This window comes from Bradyrhizobium murdochi (assembly GCF_000472965.1).
In the GTDB taxonomy this organism is placed as follows: Bacteria; Pseudomonadota; Alphaproteobacteria; order Rhizobiales; family Xanthobacteraceae; genus Bradyrhizobium; species Bradyrhizobium murdochi.
Genome location: NZ_AXAU01000013.1, coordinates 52,469 through 69,899 on the forward strand (window position 1 = coordinate 52,469; position 17,431 = coordinate 69,899).

17 protein-coding genes are annotated in these 17,431 nt (G+C 61.5%); 8 read left to right on the forward strand and 9 right to left on the reverse strand.

Translation table 11 applies throughout. The annotated features are described in order from the left end of the window. Positions 1 to 87 precede the first annotated feature (87 nt). Positions 88 to 1,620, forward strand: coding sequence for a L,D-transpeptidase (locus YUO_RS0123205; RefSeq protein WP_028349433.1), 1,533 nt, complete (start codon positions 88 to 90; stop codon positions 1,618 to 1,620). A gap of 17 nt (positions 1,621 to 1,637) precedes the next feature. On the opposite strand, the gene YUO_RS0123210 is transcribed toward YUO_RS0123205, so the two are convergent. Further along, positions 1,638 to 2,567 (reverse strand): DMT family transporter, encoded by a 930-nt coding sequence (locus YUO_RS0123210; RefSeq protein ID WP_028349434.1) that lies wholly within the window; start codon positions 2,565 to 2,567, stop codon positions 1,638 to 1,640. Between the two features lie 367 nt (positions 2,568 to 2,934). Between YUO_RS0123210 and YUO_RS0123215 the strand changes: the two genes are divergently transcribed. Next, positions 2,935 to 3,111, forward strand: coding sequence for a hypothetical protein (locus tag YUO_RS0123215; RefSeq protein ID WP_156908729.1), 177 nt, complete (start codon positions 2,935 to 2,937; stop codon positions 3,109 to 3,111). A 23-nt stretch (positions 3,112 to 3,134) separates the two neighbouring features. On the opposite strand, the gene ybaK is transcribed toward YUO_RS0123215, so the two are convergent. Then, the gene (ybaK, locus tag YUO_RS0123220) at positions 3,135 to 3,608 is read right to left on the reverse strand and encodes a Cys-tRNA(Pro) deacylase (RefSeq protein ID WP_028349436.1); all 474 of its coding nucleotides are present in this window, start codon (positions 3,606 to 3,608) and stop codon (positions 3,135 to 3,137) included. Positions 3,609 to 3,898: 290 nt separating this feature from the next. Between ybaK and YUO_RS0123225 the strand changes: the two genes are divergently transcribed. Further along, positions 3,899 to 5,191: an adenylosuccinate synthase gene (locus YUO_RS0123225; protein WP_028349437.1), complete on the forward strand. Its 1,293-nt coding sequence runs from the start codon at positions 3,899 to 3,901 to the stop codon at positions 5,189 to 5,191. A 37-nt stretch (positions 5,192 to 5,228) separates the two neighbouring features. Further along, the gene (locus YUO_RS0123230; protein ID WP_028349438.1) at positions 5,229 to 6,830 is read left to right on the forward strand and encodes a hypothetical protein; all 1,602 of its coding nucleotides are present in this window, start codon (positions 5,229 to 5,231) and stop codon (positions 6,828 to 6,830) included. 162 nt (positions 6,831 to 6,992) lie between these two features. Here YUO_RS0123230 and YUO_RS41430 read toward each other — a convergent pair whose 3' ends face one another. After that, positions 6,993 to 7,262, reverse strand: coding sequence for a hypothetical protein (locus YUO_RS41430; protein ID WP_035727402.1), 270 nt, complete (start codon positions 7,260 to 7,262; stop codon positions 6,993 to 6,995). A gap of 806 nt (positions 7,263 to 8,068) precedes the next feature. Here YUO_RS41430 and YUO_RS0123245 point away from each other — a divergent pair. Further along, positions 8,069 to 9,208, forward strand: a complete 1,140-nt coding sequence (locus tag YUO_RS0123245) for a DUF2336 domain-containing protein (protein WP_035727405.1) — start codon at positions 8,069 to 8,071, stop codon at positions 9,206 to 9,208. 181 nt (positions 9,209 to 9,389) lie between these two features. Here YUO_RS0123245 and YUO_RS0123250 read toward each other — a convergent pair whose 3' ends face one another. Then, positions 9,390 to 11,987, reverse strand: a complete 2,598-nt coding sequence (locus YUO_RS0123250; RefSeq protein ID WP_051379596.1) for an HD domain-containing protein — start codon at positions 11,985 to 11,987, stop codon at positions 9,390 to 9,392. A gap of 200 nt (positions 11,988 to 12,187) precedes the next feature. On the opposite strand from YUO_RS0123250, the gene YUO_RS0123255 reads away from it, so the two are divergent. The 3 genes from YUO_RS0123255 to YUO_RS0123265 all read left to right on the forward strand — a co-directional run bounded on the left by YUO_RS0123255 (position 12,188) and on the right by YUO_RS0123265 (position 15,566). Then, a complete protein-coding gene (locus YUO_RS0123255) occupies positions 12,188 to 12,610 on the forward strand; it encodes a DUF5413 family protein (RefSeq protein WP_028349442.1) in 423 nt (140 codons plus the stop codon). Positions 12,611 to 12,822: 212 nt separating this feature from the next. Beyond that, the gene (locus YUO_RS0123260) at positions 12,823 to 14,916 is read left to right on the forward strand and encodes a sensor histidine kinase (protein WP_051379597.1); all 2,094 of its coding nucleotides are present in this window, start codon (positions 12,823 to 12,825) and stop codon (positions 14,914 to 14,916) included. Further along, positions 14,913 to 15,566 (forward strand): response regulator, encoded by a 654-nt coding sequence (locus tag YUO_RS0123265; RefSeq protein ID WP_028349444.1) that lies wholly within the window; start codon positions 14,913 to 14,915, stop codon positions 15,564 to 15,566. The genes YUO_RS0123260 and YUO_RS0123265 overlap by 4 nt, the downstream gene beginning before the upstream one ends. Before the next feature lie 101 nt (positions 15,567 to 15,667). Here YUO_RS0123265 and YUO_RS41435 read toward each other — a convergent pair whose 3' ends face one another. From YUO_RS41435 to YUO_RS0123295, 5 genes are all read right to left on the reverse strand, one after another. Then, positions 15,668 to 15,937: a DUF6719 family protein gene (locus tag YUO_RS41435; RefSeq protein WP_198028078.1), complete on the reverse strand. Its 270-nt coding sequence runs from the start codon at positions 15,935 to 15,937 to the stop codon at positions 15,668 to 15,670. Continuing rightward, a complete protein-coding gene (locus YUO_RS0123275; RefSeq protein ID WP_028349445.1) occupies positions 15,934 to 16,308 on the reverse strand; it encodes a hypothetical protein in 375 nt (124 codons plus the stop codon). The genes YUO_RS41435 and YUO_RS0123275 overlap by 4 nt, the downstream gene beginning before the upstream one ends. 108 nt (positions 16,309 to 16,416) lie before the next feature. After that, complete coding sequence (locus YUO_RS0123280) at positions 16,417 to 16,650, reverse strand: hypothetical protein (protein ID WP_028349446.1); 234 nt, start codon at positions 16,648 to 16,650, stop codon at positions 16,417 to 16,419. A gap of 362 nt (positions 16,651 to 17,012) precedes the next feature. Continuing rightward, a complete protein-coding gene (locus YUO_RS0123290) occupies positions 17,013 to 17,213 on the reverse strand; it encodes a hypothetical protein (RefSeq protein WP_028349447.1) in 201 nt (66 codons plus the stop codon). Positions 17,214 to 17,227: 14 nt separating this feature from the next. Next, positions 17,228 to 17,425 (reverse strand): hypothetical protein, encoded by a 198-nt coding sequence (locus tag YUO_RS0123295; protein WP_028349448.1) that lies wholly within the window; start codon positions 17,423 to 17,425, stop codon positions 17,228 to 17,230. Positions 17,426 to 17,431: the final 6 nt, after the last annotated feature.

Consider the following 17,431-nt stretch of genomic DNA (forward strand, 5'->3'; position numbering starts at 1 on the left):
AGCGTGGATGGCGGCTGCGGTTAGTTGATCCAAAATCCGACACTTCATCGATGTAAGCGCGGACAGGCATTTCAACCGGGGCATCGCATGGCAACTCGATTTACGACGGCGCAATCCGGAGAGGCGATGCGGCGCTGGGGGCCTCCCGCCAATGCGGCGCTCGTGGCGATGGCCGCACTGACGGCGTTGACCGTCGACGCCGCGGCCAGACAAGCGCGCCCGGCAGCACCCACCGAGGCGACGGCGCCGCGCGATGCAGGCGAGCCGATCATGGCGATCGTGTCGATCAAGTCCCAGCAGGTCACTCTCTACGATGCCGACGGCTGGATCCTGCGCGCGCCGGTGTCGACCGGCACCACGGGACGCGAGACGCCGGCCGGCGTCTTCACCGTCGTCGAGAAGAACAAGGACCACCGTTCGAACATGTATGACGATGCCGAGATGCCGAACATGCAGCGTATCACCTGGAACGGCATCGCACTGCACGGCGGGCCGCTGCCCGGGTATGCGGCTTCGCATGGCTGCGTGCGGATGCCCTACGGCTTTGCGGAAAAGCTGTTCGACAAGACGCGGATCGGAATGCGGGTGATCATCTCGCCAAACGACGCGGCTCCGGTGGAGTTTTCTCACCCCGCGCTGTTCGTGCCAAACGCGCAGGCCGTCGCAGCCGCGCCAGTGCGTGCCGAGACGTTCGCGCGCGAGGCCGCGGAGGCCGCCAGGACGGCCGACGAGGCGAAGAAAGCCGCCGTCACAGCGGCACGCGAGGCAGCATCGCTCACGGCGTCGCTGCGCAAGCTGGAAGGGCTCAAGAAGCGCGCCGACGCCGAGCTCGCGTTGGCCGACAAAGCGATCGGCGCCGCCAAGACGGACGAGGCCAGGGCGCGAGCCGAGGACCTCAAGCAAAAGGCCGCTGCCAAGGCCGCGGACCTGGGGACGCAGCTCGATGCCGCCCAGGCCGATGCGAAGTCGAAGCCCACCGTCGCCGCGGCCAAGGACGCGGCCAAGGCGGCCGCGACCAGGAAGGCCGACGCCGCCAAGGCGGCGAGCGAGGCGAAGCTCGGGCTCGAGCCGGTCTCGGTCTACATCAGCCGCGCGACACAGAAGCTCTACGTGCGGCGCAACACGCATAAGCCGGCGCCGGACGGCGGCGGCGAGGTGTTCGATGCGTCCATCGAGGTTCCGGTCACGATCCGCAATCCCGAGAAGCGAATCGGCACGCATGTTTTCACGGCGGTGGCGCATAGCGACAAGGGCCTGCGCTGGACCGCGGTCACGATCGACGACGCCGATGACGCCAAAGGCGCGCTCGACCGCATCGCCATCCCACACGATATGCTCGATCGCATCGCGCCGACCGCATTGCCGCGATCTTCGATCATCGTCTCGGACGAGCCGCTGAGCCGCGAGACCAACTATCGCACCGAGTTCGTCGCGGTGCTGAGCAACCAGCCGCAGGGCGGCTTCATTACGCGCCAGCCTACGCCCGATGTCATTGCAAGCGGCAACGACTGGGGTGGCGACAGCTTCTTCCCCTTTTTCGCGCCCAATTCGAACCCCCAACCTGGCACTACGCGCCGGCGCGGCGGGCAGTACTATCAGCAACCGGGCTGGACGTGGTGAGCTTGAGCTCACCGGTCCTAGGCACTTCGAGGCTTTCGTGACGCCACAAACACTCCCGTCAGCACCAACGCAAAGCCGATGAAGTGGAACGCCTGCGGGTGCTCGCCGAGGAAGATGATCGACATGACGGTGCCGAACACCGGTACCACGTGAAAGAAGGGTGCTGCGCGGTTGGCGCCGATCAGTTGCACGCCGCGATTGAAGCAGAGATAGGCGATCGTCGACGGGAACAGCGCGACGTAAGCGAGCGTCAGCAGATTCGCCGCGTCGATCTGCATCAGCGGCCGCGCGAACAATTCCCAGATGAACAGCGGAATCAGGCAGGCCGCGCCGGCGCCGAAGGTGAAGGCGACGAACGACAGACCATGAATGTCGGGACGTTTCAGCGACAGCACCGAATAGATCCCGAATATCGCGAGCGCGACCAGGAAAATCAGATCGCCGATATTGAAGTCGATCTTCGACAGCGTGGTGAGATCGCCGTGCAGAATGATCACCAGCACGCCGGCCATCGAGAGCAGAACGCCGGCCGCCTGCGCCAGCGTCAGCCGCACGCCGAGCAGCACGAGCGACCATACCGCGACCACCAGCGGTCCCGCCGACTGCAACAACAGCGTGTTCAGCGCCTGGGTGTGCTCGAGCGCCCAGTATTGCAGCGTGTTGAAGGCGCCGATGCCGGTGATCGAGAGCACGACCATGATGCCGAGCCGGCCGCGGATCGCAGCCCAGTCCTTGACGAGATGCTTCCAGGCAAACGGCAAGATGATCAGGAACGCGAACCACCAGCGCAGGAACGATAGCGTCACCGGCGGAATGTGGCCGGCGGCCAACCGCCCGACGATGGCATTGCCTGCCCAGCACAGCGCGGTGATGCTGAGCAGCAGATAAGGCTGATTGGCGAGCCAGTTCCCGGATCGTGCGGGTGAAGTCTGTTCGGTAGCCGACATTCGAAGGACCGGTTCATGGCGCCGCGGCCCGCCCGGCGATCGATGCCGGGCCGGAATGTGGCCCGGCCCTGGTCACAGACACCGATTTGCGCTGCTCATCAATGGTGCAGGATGCATCGCGACCATGCAGCCCGTCTTGCTGGCTGTTTGGGGTTGCCAGCAGGCAGGCAAGTATGCAATCAAAGGACGATTGATTAATGTGACCCAACCTTGGTTTGTTTTTCGGGGGCACATGCAGTGAGTTATTCCGGGCTGTTTTCAGTATTGGCCGTTCGTTCGATCGTTGGGACCACGGTTTGCGCGACTCCGCTCTCAAGCGCTTCGCCTGTCCGTGACACTGAATTTTTTGCAGATGATGGGTCATTCCGTGAGCAAGCCGATGTCGGCCGAAGAAGCCGAAGCCGAAACACGTCACCAGTTTGCCGTTCGCGCCAATTCCATTCTGGCGTTCATCGAATGCGATGAAGAGCAGCGCCCGAAACTGCGCCAGGCCATCATCGAGGCGATGCTATGGGCGCAGACGCAACCCAAACTCACCAAATAGCGTTTCGCCTTGGCGAAGGCCGCTCACGCCACGAGTGCGCGCGCGATCGCGCCCGCAGCCTTCACGGCGTCGTTGGGATCGAGTTCGACTTGCAGGCCGCGCTGGCCGCCATTGAGGAAAACGCTGGTATGGCCGAGCGCGGCTTCTTCGATCGCGACCGGGACGCGCTTCTTCTGTCCGAACGGCGAGATGCCGCCGACATGATAGCCGGTCAGCCGTTCGGCATCGGCCGGCCGCATCATCTTCGCCGACTTGGCGCTGAACGCGGTCGCGAGCTTTTTCATGCTGACCTCGCAGTCCGACGGCACCACGACACAGACCGGCTTGCCATCGACCTCGGCCATCAGCGTCTTCAGCACGCGCGCGGGCAGCACGCCGAGCGCTTCCGCCGCTTGCAGCCCGACGCTCGCTGCATCCGGGTCGTAGTCGTAAGCGTGCAGGGCGAATTTCACGCCGAGCTTTTCCAGCGCTAGCGTCGCACGGGTGGTTTTGGACATGGCACTTCCATCATTGCCGAACATTAATGCGTTTCTCGCCCGCACAAGGCCGGGAGGGCCAGGATTTTACGGGGATATCAATGGGTTGGAGCCCTTCTAAGGCCCCCTTAAAGCCGCCTTCTTGCTTGCCTAGATCGGCCGCTTCCTTTATCCGGTGGGGCGCCCTGCACGCGAGCGGCCCCGGCCGTGATTTTGGCTGGGTGAGCTTAGAGCATGGTCCGGAAACACAGGTATCGGTTCGCCGGTGAAATCATGCTGGAACCAAGAGATTTGCAGGGAACACCTTAAAAATGGCCAATGTTGTCGTCGTCGGCGCCCAATGGGGCGACGAGGGGAAGGGCAAGATCGTCGACTGGTTGTCGGAGCAGGCCGATATCGTCGTGCGCTTCCAGGGCGGCCATAATGCCGGCCATACGCTCGTCATCAACGGCGAGACCTACAAGCTCGCGCTGCTGCCGTCCGGCGTGCTGCGGCCGTCGAAGCTTGCCGTGATCGGCAATGGCGTGGTGTTCGATCCGCAAGCCTTCCTCGACGAGGTGGTGCGGCTGAAGGGGCAGGGCGTCGCCGTCGGTCCGGAAAACCTGCGCATTGCCGAAAACGTCACGCTGATTCTGCCCTTGCATCGCGACCTCGATGCGCTGCGCGAATCCAGTAACGCCGTCACCGCGATCGGCACCACCCGGCGCGGCATCGGCCCGGCCTATGAAGACAAGGTCGGCCGCCGCGCGATTCGCCTGATGGACCTCGCCGACCTCGACACGTTGCCGCACAAGATCGATCGGCTGCTGGCGCATCACAACGCGCTGCGCCGTGGGCTCAATCTCGAGGAGATCGACGGCAACGGCATTCTGAAAGAGCTTACCGCGCTGGCGCCAAAGCTGTTGCCCTATGCGGAGACGGTGTGGCGGCTGCTGGATCTCAAGCGCCGCGAGGGCAAGCGCATCCTGTTCGAAGGCGCGCAGGGTGCGCTGCTCGATGTCGATCACGGCACCTATCCCTATGTCACCTCGTCCAACACGGTGGCGGCGCAAGCTGCGACCGGCACCGGCATGGGCGCGAGTGCGGTCGGCTACGTGCTCGGCATCTGCAAGGCCTATACGACCCGCGTCGGCCAGGGCCCGTTCCCGACCGAGCAGGACAACGAGATCGGCCGCAAGATCGGCGAGCGGGGCCGCGAGTTCGGCACCAACACCGGCCGCCCGCGCCGCTGCGGCTGGTTCGACGCCGCCCTGGTGCGGCAAACGGTCCGCACTTGCGGCATCACGGGTCTGGCGCTTACAAAGCTCGATATTCTCGACGGCTTCGACACCATCGAGGTCTGCACCGGCTATATGCTGGACGGCAAGGAAATCGACCATCTGCCGGCGGGCGAGGGTGCCCAGGCCCGGGTGGTGCCGGTCTACGAAACCATCGAGGGCTGGAAAGAGCCGACCGCCAATGCCCGCTCCTGGGCGGATCTGCCGGCCCAGGCCATTAAATATGTCCGCCGGGTCGAGGAACTCGTGGGTTGTCCGATCGCATTGCTTTCCACCAGCCCCGAACGCGAGGATACTATACTGGTGCAGAACCCGTTTGAGGCTTAACGGGATGTTACCGCCGGGGCTGCAGTATTGAAGAGAAATGGCTGATTATTACCCGCTGATCGCACGCGCTATCGCCGGCCTGGACCCCAATGCTCCAGGTGAGAGCCGCCGTGCGCTCTATGAGCGGGCGCGTACCGCGCTGATCGCGCAGTTGCGCAGCGTGCAGCCGCCGCTTTCCGAATCCGAAATCACCCGCGAGCGGCTGTCGCTCGAAGAGGCTGTGCGCAAGGTCGAATCGGAAGCCGCCCAGCGCGCCCGCGAGGCCTCGCGGCCCGGCGGGGGCGGGGCTGCGCGCGGCGGCGATGCCTTCCGCCGCGCCAATGCCCGCCCGCCGGAAGCGGCTGCCACGCCGCCGGGTACGCCGCGTCCGCGTCCGCCTTCTCAAGGCCCCTCGCGCGATGGCCGTCCGCCGCTTGGCGAGGAGCCACGCCCGCCGCGCAATCTGCGCGCCGATGCGCCACCGCCCGGCGCGCCGCGCCCGCAGCCGCCGCAGATTCCGACGCAGGATGCTGGCTTGCCGCCACCGCCGCCTCGCGAGCGCGGCCCCCGTCGCGGCCCAGATAATGGTGAACCGCCGACGCCGCCGCAGCCGCCCGGCATGCGCGGCTTCCGCGACATCGCAGCCGACGCCGACGATCTTGGCCGTGCCGCGGCGCAAGCCAACCGCAACGCGCGGAAGACCTATGCCAACGTGCCGTCGCCCTCGCCGGAATTCGACCGGCTCGAGCCCAACATGGAAGACCGCGGCGCCGATCCCGAAGCGCCCTATTCGTACGACGAATCGCAGGCGGAAGCCGACCGGTACGCGTCGCAGCCGCCGTTGCGTGATCGTCCGCGTCTGTCGCAGGATCGCGACCAGCCGAAAAAACCCGCCCGCGCGGGCGCCGCGTTTCCGTTCAAGAGCGCGATTGCGGTCGGCATCGTGCTCATTCTGGTCGGCGCCGGCATCCTGTGGGGCAAGTCGGTCGTGACAGCCGTGAGCGGCTTGTTCAAATCCTCATCTGTGGTGGAAGCGCCGAAGGATCCGGCCGCGCCGCAGTCGCGCCCGAAGATTCCCGACCGCGTCGGCCAGCCGTCGTCGAGCGAGAACGTGGCACCCGTGGCGCAGCGCGTCGTGCTGTATGACGAGGATCCATCCGATCCCAAGGGCAAGCAATATGTCGGCTCGGTGATCTGGCGCACCGAACCGATCAAGGCGAGCGGCAATCAGAAGCCGGACGTTGCCGTGCGCGCCGATATCGAGATTCCCGACCGCAAGTTCAAGATGACGATGTCGTTCCGCCGCAACACCGATACCTCGCTGCCGGCGAGCCACACCGCGGAATTGACCTTCATCCTGCCGCAGGATTTTTCCGGCGGCGGCGTCGGCAACGTGCCAGGCATTTTGATGAAGTCCAACGAGCAGGCGCGCGGCACGCCGCTGGCTGGGCTCGCCGTGAAAGTGACCGACGGTTTCTTCCTGGTCGGCCTCTCCAACGTCGATTCCGACCGCGCCCGCAATTTGCAGCTCCTGAAGGAGCGCTCCTGGTTCGACGTGCCGCTGGTCTACGTCAACCAGCGCCGCGCTATCATCGCGATCGAAAAGGGCTCTCCGGGCGAACGCGCGTTCAATGACGCGTTCGCACTGTGGGGAGAGTAGGGGCGGAGAGCGCCCCCGATGCGCGCTCAAGCGTGAGCCGATATCCGTCGCGGTAAGCCATCGATTGCCGCGAGCGTCGCAAAACAGTCCAGCACAAAAACGGCCTCAGCATTGCTCGCAGCTCTGCCGAGGCCGTCTGCGTTCGTCTTCGAGCGAAGCAGCTTACCGCTCTGCGGAGGCGGCTCGTCGCCGTGCGGCGCCTTCGCGCTCCATCACGGCGCGGCAGCCCGGGCTGACATGCGCGCGGTTCCTGACCATGCAGGCGGTGATTCGCTGGACGTTAGGGACTTCATGGCCGCATAGCCGCATGGCGTCGCCGGTGCACATCTGCTGCGCCTCCGAGAAGGCGAGGCCTGGGCGTGCGGAAAGCGTCGTCGCCGCGAGAGCGATTGCGAAGAGAAGTGCGGTCTTGCTTGTGCGATGGATAGTCATTGAGCCGTTCCCCAAGGGTTGCGTGCAGGGTTGCGTGCGGTGCTGGCCGCTCTTCATTGGGGGCGCTGCACGCGGTTTGCGCTGCCGCACACGTCGTCCATCACCGGGAACTCACCCCAGTGTGGTTGCTCGATTTCTGCCGATGTCCGAATCGAAAAGTGCTGCGCGGCCCCACGCGAATTATGCGCCAATGCTGCGAACCTGCAATGGCTCGCTGCGAAGCTGCAATGGTTCGCACTAACACTTTCTCAAAGACTGTTGCGTGCGCGCCACGTCGAGCGAAGCGCGAAAGTGAAAACGACTCAGGTTTGGGCTGCGCTTCTTGTGCGTCAGCCTGATGGTTCCAGAGAAGGAACAGATGCGGCTCTTCCGGACGTCGTCTCAGCGTGATCGAACAGGCCGGCGAACTGGCGTGCGTTCCGCGCCGAAACGTCATTCGCGGCCGCCTGTTCATGACGCAACCATGACTTCGGTTATCCGGTCTACCGAAGCCGATGCTGCTTGGCCGACGCCCGGCAGATGGCCCGGCCTGCCTTCACCTGCCCTAAACTCCGTAAAAATGCGCAAAATCAGCGTTCCGGAACAACCACCCGTTAGGGAAGGCTGAGTACGATCAGCCGCTATTGCTCGCACCCGCCTCATTGCTGTCGTTGAAGTGAAAAGGCTGCCGGGACCAGCCTGTCGAATGGCACTCAAATGCGCGTTCATGCCGCTGCCGATGGATTCACGAAGATGCCGGCCATCCGCGCGGTGGGCCGTAAGGTGACGCGGCGGGCCGGCACGACCGGTGCGGAGGCGGCATAGCCATGTCTGCTGCATCGCCGAATTTGCGCGCGGAATTGAATGGCGCCGAAAAGGAGGGACCCGAGCACGACGCCCGGATTTTCGGGGAAGTGACGGACCTGTTCCTGTCCAATGTCGATCGTCTCGGTGAATCGCAGATCGCAGCCGTCGATGGCGTTCTCGCCCACCTGATTGAGCGGGTCGACGCGAAAACCGTGGTCCAACTCAGCGAGGCCCTTTCCACCATCGACCGCGCCCCGCGCCAGACCATCCGCAAGCTTGCATTTCACGAAGACCACTTGCTGGCGGCACCGGTTCTCAGATGCTCCAACTGTCTGTCGGAAGCCGACCTCCTTGAAATCGTTAAAAGCCGCAGCCAGCAGCATTTGCTGGCAATATCGGACAGAAAGATCCTCAATGAAGCGCTGACCGATGCGCTGATGCGATTTGGCGACGTCCACGTCTCCAGCGCGCTCGCGCGCAACGCCGGCGCGCGTTTCTCCGAATGTGGCTACGCAACGCTGGTGGGGCGGGCCGAGCGTGACGAAGTCCTCGCGGAAAAGCTCGGGCTTCGATTGGACATTCCCGGCAATCTGCTTCGGGAGCTTCTGGACAGAGTTGCCGACGTGGTCCGCGCGCGGTTCTTGACGGCGTCGCGACCTGTTGCGCGGGAGAAAACCAGAGGCTCTGCTGCGGCGGCCGCCGGACAGGATGCCGCGGCCCGGAAGGCGATTGATTATACCCAGGCGCAAAGCGAAGTCGTTGCGCTCAATCGCACGGGCAAGCTCAACGATTCGATCGTGAACCGGTTTGCGGTGAGGGGTGAATACACCCACGTCGTCGCGGCGCTCGCCCTGAAGGCCGACGTCAAGGTCGAGGCCATCGAACCCCTGCTCGAGCCCGACCGGGTATATGGCCTGATCGTCGCGTGCAAGGCCGCCCGGCTGAGCTGGTCGACAACGACGATGATCGTCCGCAACCGTCCGAACTGTGCGCCATCCACCGACCGGGAACTCGAGCAATGCGTGGCGATCTATGAATCGCTACTGCTGTCGGTGGCGCAGTGGACCATTCGTTTCGGCTCCGACCGGATCCTTGGGAAGAATAACGAGCCTGTGGCGGCTGTAGCGGCGGCCAATGGCAAGGCGAGTCGGTCGGCTTGACGCCGCGGCCCTGTGGAAGCAACCTTGCGGCGTTGGGCCGCGTGGCGCTGTATGGCGTGGATCCGGCAGATCCCGGGGGCAAGCAATATGTCGGCTCGTTGATCTGGCGCACCGAACGCTTCTTCCTGGTAGTCTCTCCAACGTCGCGCGCGCGATCTGGAGCTCAAGGAGCGCTTCTCAGTTAGTTGAGAGACAGTATTACGGCGTCTGCCGGTCCCAATACTGATTGCCGAACATTCTTGCGTAATTCGTAGACAAGTTTTCTGCCTTTCTGTTCGCAATACGTTCGTAAGCATTCTACGAAGCTAAATTCGTACGGTGCCGCGGGATGACCTTCTATCGGAGGCAGGAGTCCTTCAAGCGATAAGAAGCGGCTGTTTTTTATGGGAACAAACGTCAAATACTCCTCAAACGCAGCTCGTTCAACGTACGAATCCAAATGGTTCATCATACCTGCCTTCAATAGCGCAAGCGGCGCTGACTGAAGCTTTGTAAAGATATCGGATAGCTGCAACACCATCGCGCCGTTGGTCGCCACAAAAAGAGCGTGAAGTCTCGGAGTAGGATCGATGCCAAGATCAGAAAAGCCGCAAGTAGCAATGCACCAACTGATGGGATCAATTGAGGCGGTGTCTAATAGTTGAAATTGTTCGCTACCCCATTCCTTCAGGTCGGCGTCGGCCGCAACTATCACTCTACCCTCTCGTTTTGCCGAGCCGGGGCTGTAGTCAATGAAGCCTACGTAACCTGTCGCGCCTCGGCCGGAGACAGATGTGGCTAAACCTCCGACACTTCTAACGTTGAAGCCGTGAATGTTTGGACTCAAATCGATAGCGGCTAGCCCGACGATCTGGCCCCTTGATCTCAGCGGACGAAGACGGAAAGCATCGCTTTCAACTTTCGCCGCCAAGTCGGTGGGACGATATGACGTCAAGGCTATTTGTTGTAGCCAGCTCGCGTAATCGTTCTCTGCTATGATCTTGGAAATCGGGCGGTGTATTTCTACCATGTTGCCATCATCTACCTGCAAATGGATCGATACATCCAAACCTGCAGATAGAACTGCAATGTAGTCTTCTAACTTCAGATGATAGTTTGGTTCATTCAATATTCCGGAAGTCACAAAGATTCTCGCTTGGTCGTCTAATAGATCGTCATGCAATACGCAGGACACGATGGTTGAAGTATCGCCTCCAAAGGAGGGGTCTGGAGCCAATGTGACGATAGGTCGTAAAGTCAACCCTCGAGGAAACTTCATTTGGCAGAGCGTATCGAGTCCGCGGTCCCAACGGCGAGAGGAAATGCTGACGTTGTTAGAAATCATGAATATGGAGTAGAAGCCGATTCCGTATTGCCCGACCGATTTGAATCCTGACGCGCGCAGTCCAGGAAATTCAGTTTGCACAAGACTGGTCGTCCAGAAAGAGGTTCCAAAGTCTAGCAGCGGGCCTGTCATTGTCGTTTCTGACATGCCGACGCCGTTGTCTTCTACCTCCAAGACCCACTTGCTCTTCCTTCTTCGAACCCGAACTCGGATTGCTCCGCCCGCAAAATTCGGGTCCATTTTTCTTCTTGCAATGATTGCATCACGCGCATTTTGAAGCATCTCTCTCAGCGCGACATATGTCTTGTCGGATCCGGCGCCATAGAGGCTCTCTCCGCCTATATTTCTAACAAGCCTCTCAACATTTCCGACATGGAGCTTCGCCGACCACGGATTCCAGTTTCGAACTCTTATGTAGGCACTCGCAAGATCAGGAGACGACGAACCGCCTACGCGTTGGATCTTGAATGGAGGGCTTGTCACGTTCTGAGGCCGAGCTCGGAGTAGCGCGTTCGCGGACCTGATCTCGGCATCGACGAGAGTAATTGCATCATAAGCAACCCACCAAGCATCCGCATCTTGCTGTTCAAAGTCTCGGTTGGAAGTATAGATTATTGTTTCTGCCGAGGGATCAGCTTGGTCCGTATCAGGCCTAGCCAGCCAATTCTGAGCCTGCCAATGGTCCCGCGAAATTCCGCTTCGTCGTAGAAGCGCGTAAAGGAAGTCGGGCGCTCTGCGGTTATCTATGTGAGCCGCGTCAGCGCATCGCAGCAGGCAAGCTATCTTTACGGGGTCTATTCTCCAACTGCTAGGCCAATCCCCAGGTGCGTTGACCTGATGCTGAAGCTTTGATGCTACATCTTCGATCGGCCAGTGATGACTTGAAGCAATCATTCCGATTATAGGGCCGTACCGCTTTCTTAAGTCAGAATCATCGATGAGAAAGAGGGGCTGACGGGTATCAGGATCGAGCCAAGCTTTATCCACTAAGTGTGCTGCTTGCTCCGCATGCAGCGCGCGGACGGCGCTAAAATCAGCGGCGAATATGAGTTCATCTTCAGTCAAATTTGCATGTGCATCTTTCTCAGCAGCTAGTGCATCTCTCCATTGTGTTGTGTGGCGAATGCCGTCCACCCCGCCCTCATATGCTTCGAAGCATAAAGCCGCATCGTGTAAAAGCGCCGCACCTCCAAATACAAACCCTTCCATTGCATTTAATGGGTATTCCGGCCCGGCAATAAGATCAGCCGTCTCCCAAAGGGCGTCGAGATGTGTAACGTCATGAACGGTTAGGTTGGGAAAAGCCTTTTGAATTTGACTGGCGAGGATTGCAACTCTCGTTCGAAATGAGAAGAAACTTACGCGGAGCCTGTCCCTCTCCTTTTCATGAAGGTCGTTTGGTCTAGCTTTCAGGGATTTCATCCAAAGGTGGACATCATCCAACGTTGCACTCATTTGCTAGCCTTTCGAATCAACTGATGCGCGAGATTTTCGAGAAATGAACGGCTGTTTCGAATATAACAAATGGGCTCTTGGCCGCTGTGGTTACTTGTTCGAAATCAGATAGGCCGCCGGCAATAGGGTTTGATATGATGGCACTGTTTTTTAAGATCGAAAATTTGGCTAGTACTAGTCGCGAGGTATGAGGCAGTTCCATGAAACGCTATCTGATCTTCGGGGCTATCGGCCCGTTCGTTGGCGGATTCCTGATGCTATTCGCGACCACGGTGGCCTCGGGCTACTGGACCGACACCAACTGGTCGGAGATCGGGAAATTCCTCGGCGCGTTCGCCAAGACGCTGCAATACAGCTATCTGTTCGGCATTGTGCCTGCGCTGATGATCGGCGCCATCGACGACATTCTCTGTCACGTCAAGCGCATTTCTTTCGTGGTGCGGATCCTGATCGTGGGCGCCATCGGATTTGCCGCGTCAGAACTGCTCTATGGTTCGCGCGGACCGGATACCGGTGTGGTGCAGTTTCTGCTCTACGGCATCGTCGGCATGGTGCCTGCGGCGCTGTCGTCGTGGCTCGCGCACCGATACGCGGACGAGCCGCAGCCAGCGCATTCGACGTAAGTGGCAGCGCGCCGTAGGGTGGGCAAAGGCGCGCATGCGCCGTGGCCACCATCTATCATCGGCGCGCCGATGTTCGTTCCGCCGTTGAACGTCAGGAATTACCTGACCTCGGCCGTCAAGTTGACGCTTGGCAGACGAATGTCAGGCTGGTCCGATCGGGGAATGCAACGTAAAGGAGCCTCGGCGTTGTCAATTTTCGCCGGCGAACCAACATGCGCGCGTCCATGATCGCGGAGTTAAGTAACAGGCTCTCCTCCGGTTCGGGTCGAAGCAAGGAAGCCGTCTGGCTTTTCACCGCGCTGGTTCTGACGGCCGCCATTCCGGTCCTGCTGCTCGGGGGATGGATGGCCTATATCACTGCCGACCAGGAACGAAGCTACGCCCGCCAAGCCGCCACCGAGGCGCTGACGCAAGTGGCGCACCGGATCGAGAGCGAAATTTCCCACGAAATACAGGTCGCGGAGACGCTTGCAAGCTCGGCCGCGCTCGACGATGGCAACTTGAGCGACTTCTATCGCGAGGCGAAACGAATAGTCGCCACCCGTCCGCTGTGGGAGACCGCCTTCCTGACCAAGCCGGACCGGGAACAGGTCCTCAACGTATTGCGGCCGCTCGGCGCGCCGCTCGGGCCGGTGACCGACAGCGAAAGCTTCGACGCCGTGCTCCGCACACGTAAGCCAGTCCTTGGCGGGCTGGGGCCGTACCAGGCTTCGATCGGCAAGCGGCTCGTGGCACTGCGTGTGCCGGTTATTCGAGAGGGCGAACTTCGCTACGTCCTGACCGTCGGGCTGTTGCCCGATCAGATCGGCACCATTCTCGGTCAGGCCGGTCTGCCCGCTGGATGGGCCGGCACCGTCGTTGACGCCAAGGACGAGATCGTCGCGCGAACGCCTGATGCCAGAGCCGTCAGTGCAAGCGCGAAGACGCCTGCGGTGCAGGAAGCCATTGCCCGCGGCGGCTCGAATTCGCTGCGCACCCAGACGCGGGAGGGGATGGATGTCGAAACCGTCCATCGCGGCTTGGCGGGAACGGAAGGATGGTCGGTTCACGTGGGCGTTCCCGTCGTTGAACTGAACGCTCCCGTATCCCGCTCGCTGCGGCTGCTGGTCGGAGGAACGGCGGCGAGTGTCGGGCTCGCCATCGCGCTTGGACTGGTGATCGCCCGCGAGATCGCGCAACGGCGCCGCATGGAGGCACTTCAATCGGCTGCAGCGCTGCTTGATAGCGAAAAACGCGGCGCGCTTGCCATCGATGCCGCCGAACTCGGTACCTGGCGCTGGGATCTGACCGCAAACGAGTTCAGCGGTTGCAGCCGCTTTGGCGCATTGCTGGGTTTGCCGAGCGACCGATCGGGCGAGACCAGATGGTCCGCGGACCGGATCTTTGCGTTGCTCGAACCGCCGCACCGCGCGGCTCTGGCCTCGTTCGGCGGCGCTTGCCTCGAAAGCGGCAAATCAGGCAGCGTCGAATTTCCGGTTCAATCCGACGATCGCGGCGAATACTGGTTGCGTGCGGCTGGCAGGGCCGAAGGTCCGCCCAACCGGCGTCACGTGATTCACGGCGTGCTCGCCGACATCGATATCCTCAAGCGCGCGGAGGCGGAGCGTTCTCACTTGCTTCGTCGCCTGGCTTCGGCCCAGGAAGAAGAGCAGCGCCGGATTTCGCGAGAACTGCACGATCAGATCGGCCAGACGGTGACGGGATTGTCTCTCGGGCTGAAGGCGCTTGAACAGGGATTGGCAAAAGGCGGCAATACGGAAGCGGCGACCGAGCAGGTGCGATGGCTGGAACAGCTTGCTGCGCAGATCGGCCGGGACATTCACCGCACCGCGTCGGATCTGCGGCCGACCGCGATCGACGACCTCGGAATCTTCAGGGCGATCGAAGCCTACGTCGCGGAGTGGCAGGAGCGTTATGGCGTTCGTATCGATATCCAGACGTTCGGGCGGGACAATTCGCTGCCTCCCGATGTCGCGGCGGTGCTGTATCGACTGGTCCAGGAGGGATTGACCAACGTCCTGAAGCACGCCAGCGCCAGCAAGGTCAGTATCGTGCTCGAGAAGAAATCGGACGGGCTGGCGCTCGTTCTCGAGGATGACGGCGTTGGCTTCGATCCGGAAAGCGTCAGCCGCAATGCGATGGGCGGCGGTCAGCCGTCCGGACTTGGCCTCTCCGGCATGAAGGAGCGCGTCGCGCTGCTCGGCGGCACGATCGCGGTGGAATCCGCGCCGGGAAGAGGCAGCACCATCTTTGTCCAGATCCCGCTCGAAGCGCAGGAGAGGGAAGTGCAGGAGACCGGCGCATGACGCCCATTCGGATTGCGCTCGTGGATGACCATCCGGTCGTGCTCGCCGGCATACGCGCGCTGCTGCAGGGCATGCCCGAGGTCGAACTCGTCGGCGAGGCGAATACGGGGACAACGGGGCTGAAGGCGATTTGCGAATGCTCCCCCGACATTGCGGTGATCGACCTTTCGCTGCCCGACATCAGCGGCCTGGAACTCGCGCGCCGGCTGAGCAAGCGATGCCCGGCGGTAAAGATCATCGCGCTGACCGTGCATGAAGACCGCGCCTATATTCATCCGGCTCTCGAGGCTGGCGCACGGGGATATCTCTTGAAGCGATCCGCCGCAGACGAACTGCTTCGCGCGATCAGGGCCGTCAACGAGGGCGTCATCTACCTCGATCCCGCTATCGCCGACAAGGCGTCAACGAGCACTCCCGAACCGACGTCCGCCGATAACGGCGATGGCGGCGAACTCAGCCGGCGCGAAGAGGATGTGCTCAAGCTGGTCGCTCAAGGCTTCAGCAACAAGCAAATCGCCGGCGAGCTGGAGGTGAGCGTCAAAAGCGTCGAGACCTACAAGGCGCGCGCATCCGAAAAGAAGGGCCTGCATAGCCGCGCGGATATCGTCCGCTACGGCATCAGGCGGGGCTGGCTCGCTGCGCCGAACTGAGCGCTATGGCAAATACCAATTCCTGCCTCGTGCAACTGAAGCGTCGGGATTAAACTGCCTGAACGATCCCGCATGCGGCATCTCGGACATGGCATGTTCGGTTACTTTGCCGATCCTGTACGCGCGCCGGGCTGCAGATCACTCAGTGGCACGCAGCTCTTTTTCCGGCGATGATTCTTCGCTGCGCCCTGCACCTTCAAGACCTTGCCAGCCGAACAGGAGCCGTCATCGACGTAGATGGTGGAGTATGGATCCATCATCAGCGGTTCGTAAGAATGGAGCTTCTGGGCCATGCACGGCTGGACGATGAACAAAGCCGTCAGGAACGCACCCCAGCCTGCCATCTTGCAGGAAATCTTTCGCACCTTCATTGGTCCTTTCCAGATCCGGACGCGTCGGCGGCCCGGAGCATGTTGCGCGATTTGCCATGGATGACGTCAGTGACCGCAACAAGGTAGCGGGCGTAGACTTCCTGAAGCCTTCGGATCATCTCGGCGTTTTCCGCTGAGGTTCTCAACTTGAAGATTCCGGCCTCGCAAACCAGTAGCCCGTCAGTGCAAAGCCCGGCTAACGCGCTTTCGGTTTCCGTGTCGCTGGCATAGATGCGGGCCGCAATCTGGCGCAGTCCCCATCGCTCTTCCGGGCTGGACCAGATCAGAAGGAGCGCTTCGATCTGCGCCACCGAAGCGATGTGCTTCAAAATGAAGTCCCGCACGTCGTCAGGAACGTATCGCGTTGCCATGTCGTGGGCTGATGTTGCGTGTGTAGATCGACACAGATGCCGGAATCACCGAATGAGAGAAATCTCCGAATGGCGACATCGCCGCCACGCCGTATGCACTGGAATGCGTCAACCTGTCTGATGCTGCGGCTGGGCCTTGAGGGCCTCGCTGAATCCAGGCTGCGGGCTGGCTTGCAATGCTGCCTGCGCGGCCTGGGCCTCATATTCATCGACCAGTATCTGAAGTTTTTCGGCAAATCCTGGATCGGCCGCGCCAATCGCCAGACGCTTGCAAAAGACGGCCCGCTCATGCAGCAGCTCGGCCCGAGACAGCTTGATCAATTTGCGTTTGGTTCGCCCCACCCTTCCTGCTCCTCGTCCCATTGTGCACGTGCCCCCCACGATTGATCGCCATCCTAGAATGCAATCTTGCGCCGGCGCGTCAGGAAAAACCTGTCAATGGCAATGACGCTCACACTATGCCTGCTTTTGCGGATGCGATTTCGGTGGCGCTGTTGTGACCCGCGCCGCCGCGCGAATCATTGTTGCAGACCAGGCAGATGGCTTTCGATGTGAGACGTCCGTTGACGCCCCATCGTTCGTATCGGTGCGGCGTCCTTTCCGAGCAAGGAACGCAATACGCCAAAGGTCGATTATCGATTGTCCTGCCACCGAACATTCCAGCCCCCGTTCCCTGCAGCACCCAGATCGTGACTGTCCGCGAACTAGTCCTCGCTCTCGTGCGCCCCCGCCATCGCTACCAGGAGCACAACGCTGAGGGCGCCGGCCGAGATGAGGGCATTCATCCTCAATGCCGCCGGCGGGACGCCCAATCCGTAGTGAATGAACATGGCCATCAAAAGTGCGGTCACGCCGGCACTTGCGATAAAGAAGATGACGGCAACAGCCAGGTCTACGATCCTCATCGTCGGCTACCTTGCTATTTCTCTCTGCTTGCGAGGAACTCGATCGTGACGAGGCCAAGGAGAATAGCCGCGCAGATCAGCGCCTGCTCTCGAAGTGCGGATCGGGCAAAGCCCAGGCTATGATGCGCGAGGTGCGCCATCGCGTAGGCCACGATCGCCGCACTTCCCAGTGCGAGAAAGAGACCAGTCGCGAGCTGGACGAATCGCTTCATCTGTCT

Excerpts from the sequence above, each read along its gene's own strand:
- YUO_RS0123265 (WP_028349444.1), top strand. The coding sequence starts at position 14,913 with ATGACGCCCATTCGGATTGCGCTCGTGGATGACCATCCGGTCGTGCTC.
- YUO_RS41435 (WP_198028078.1), bottom strand. The coding sequence starts at position 15,937 with ATGAAGGTGCGAAAGATTTCCTGCAAGATGGCAGGCTGGGGTGCGTTC.
- YUO_RS0123260 (WP_051379597.1), top strand. The coding sequence starts at position 12,823 with ATGCGCGCGTCCATGATCGCGGAGTTAAGTAACAGGCTCTCCTCCGGT.
- YUO_RS0123205 (WP_028349433.1), top strand. The coding sequence starts at position 88 with ATGGCAACTCGATTTACGACGGCGCAATCCGGAGAGGCGATGCGGCGC.
- YUO_RS0123245 (WP_035727405.1), top strand. The coding sequence starts at position 8,069 with ATGTCTGCTGCATCGCCGAATTTGCGCGCGGAATTGAATGGCGCCGAA.
- YUO_RS0123290 (WP_028349447.1), bottom strand. The coding sequence starts at position 17,213 with ATGAGGATCGTAGACCTGGCTGTTGCCGTCATCTTCTTTATCGCAAGT.
- YUO_RS0123230 (WP_028349438.1), top strand. The coding sequence starts at position 5,229 with ATGGCTGATTATTACCCGCTGATCGCACGCGCTATCGCCGGCCTGGAC.
- YUO_RS0123250 (WP_051379596.1), bottom strand. The coding sequence starts at position 11,987 with ATGAGTGCAACGTTGGATGATGTCCACCTTTGGATGAAATCCCTGAAA.
- ybaK (WP_028349436.1), bottom strand. The coding sequence starts at position 3,608 with ATGTCCAAAACCACCCGTGCGACGCTAGCGCTGGAAAAGCTCGGCGTG.
- YUO_RS0123255 (WP_028349442.1), top strand. The coding sequence starts at position 12,188 with ATGAAACGCTATCTGATCTTCGGGGCTATCGGCCCGTTCGTTGGCGGA.
- YUO_RS0123295 (WP_028349448.1), bottom strand. The coding sequence starts at position 17,425 with ATGAAGCGATTCGTCCAGCTCGCGACTGGTCTCTTTCTCGCACTGGGA.
- YUO_RS0123275 (WP_028349445.1), bottom strand. The coding sequence starts at position 16,308 with ATGGCAACGCGATACGTTCCTGACGACGTGCGGGACTTCATTTTGAAG.
- YUO_RS41430 (WP_035727402.1), bottom strand. The coding sequence starts at position 7,262 with ATGACTATCCATCGCACAAGCAAGACCGCACTTCTCTTCGCAATCGCT.
- YUO_RS0123210 (WP_028349434.1), bottom strand. The coding sequence starts at position 2,567 with ATGTCGGCTACCGAACAGACTTCACCCGCACGATCCGGGAACTGGCTC.
- YUO_RS0123225 (WP_028349437.1), top strand. The coding sequence starts at position 3,899 with ATGGCCAATGTTGTCGTCGTCGGCGCCCAATGGGGCGACGAGGGGAAG.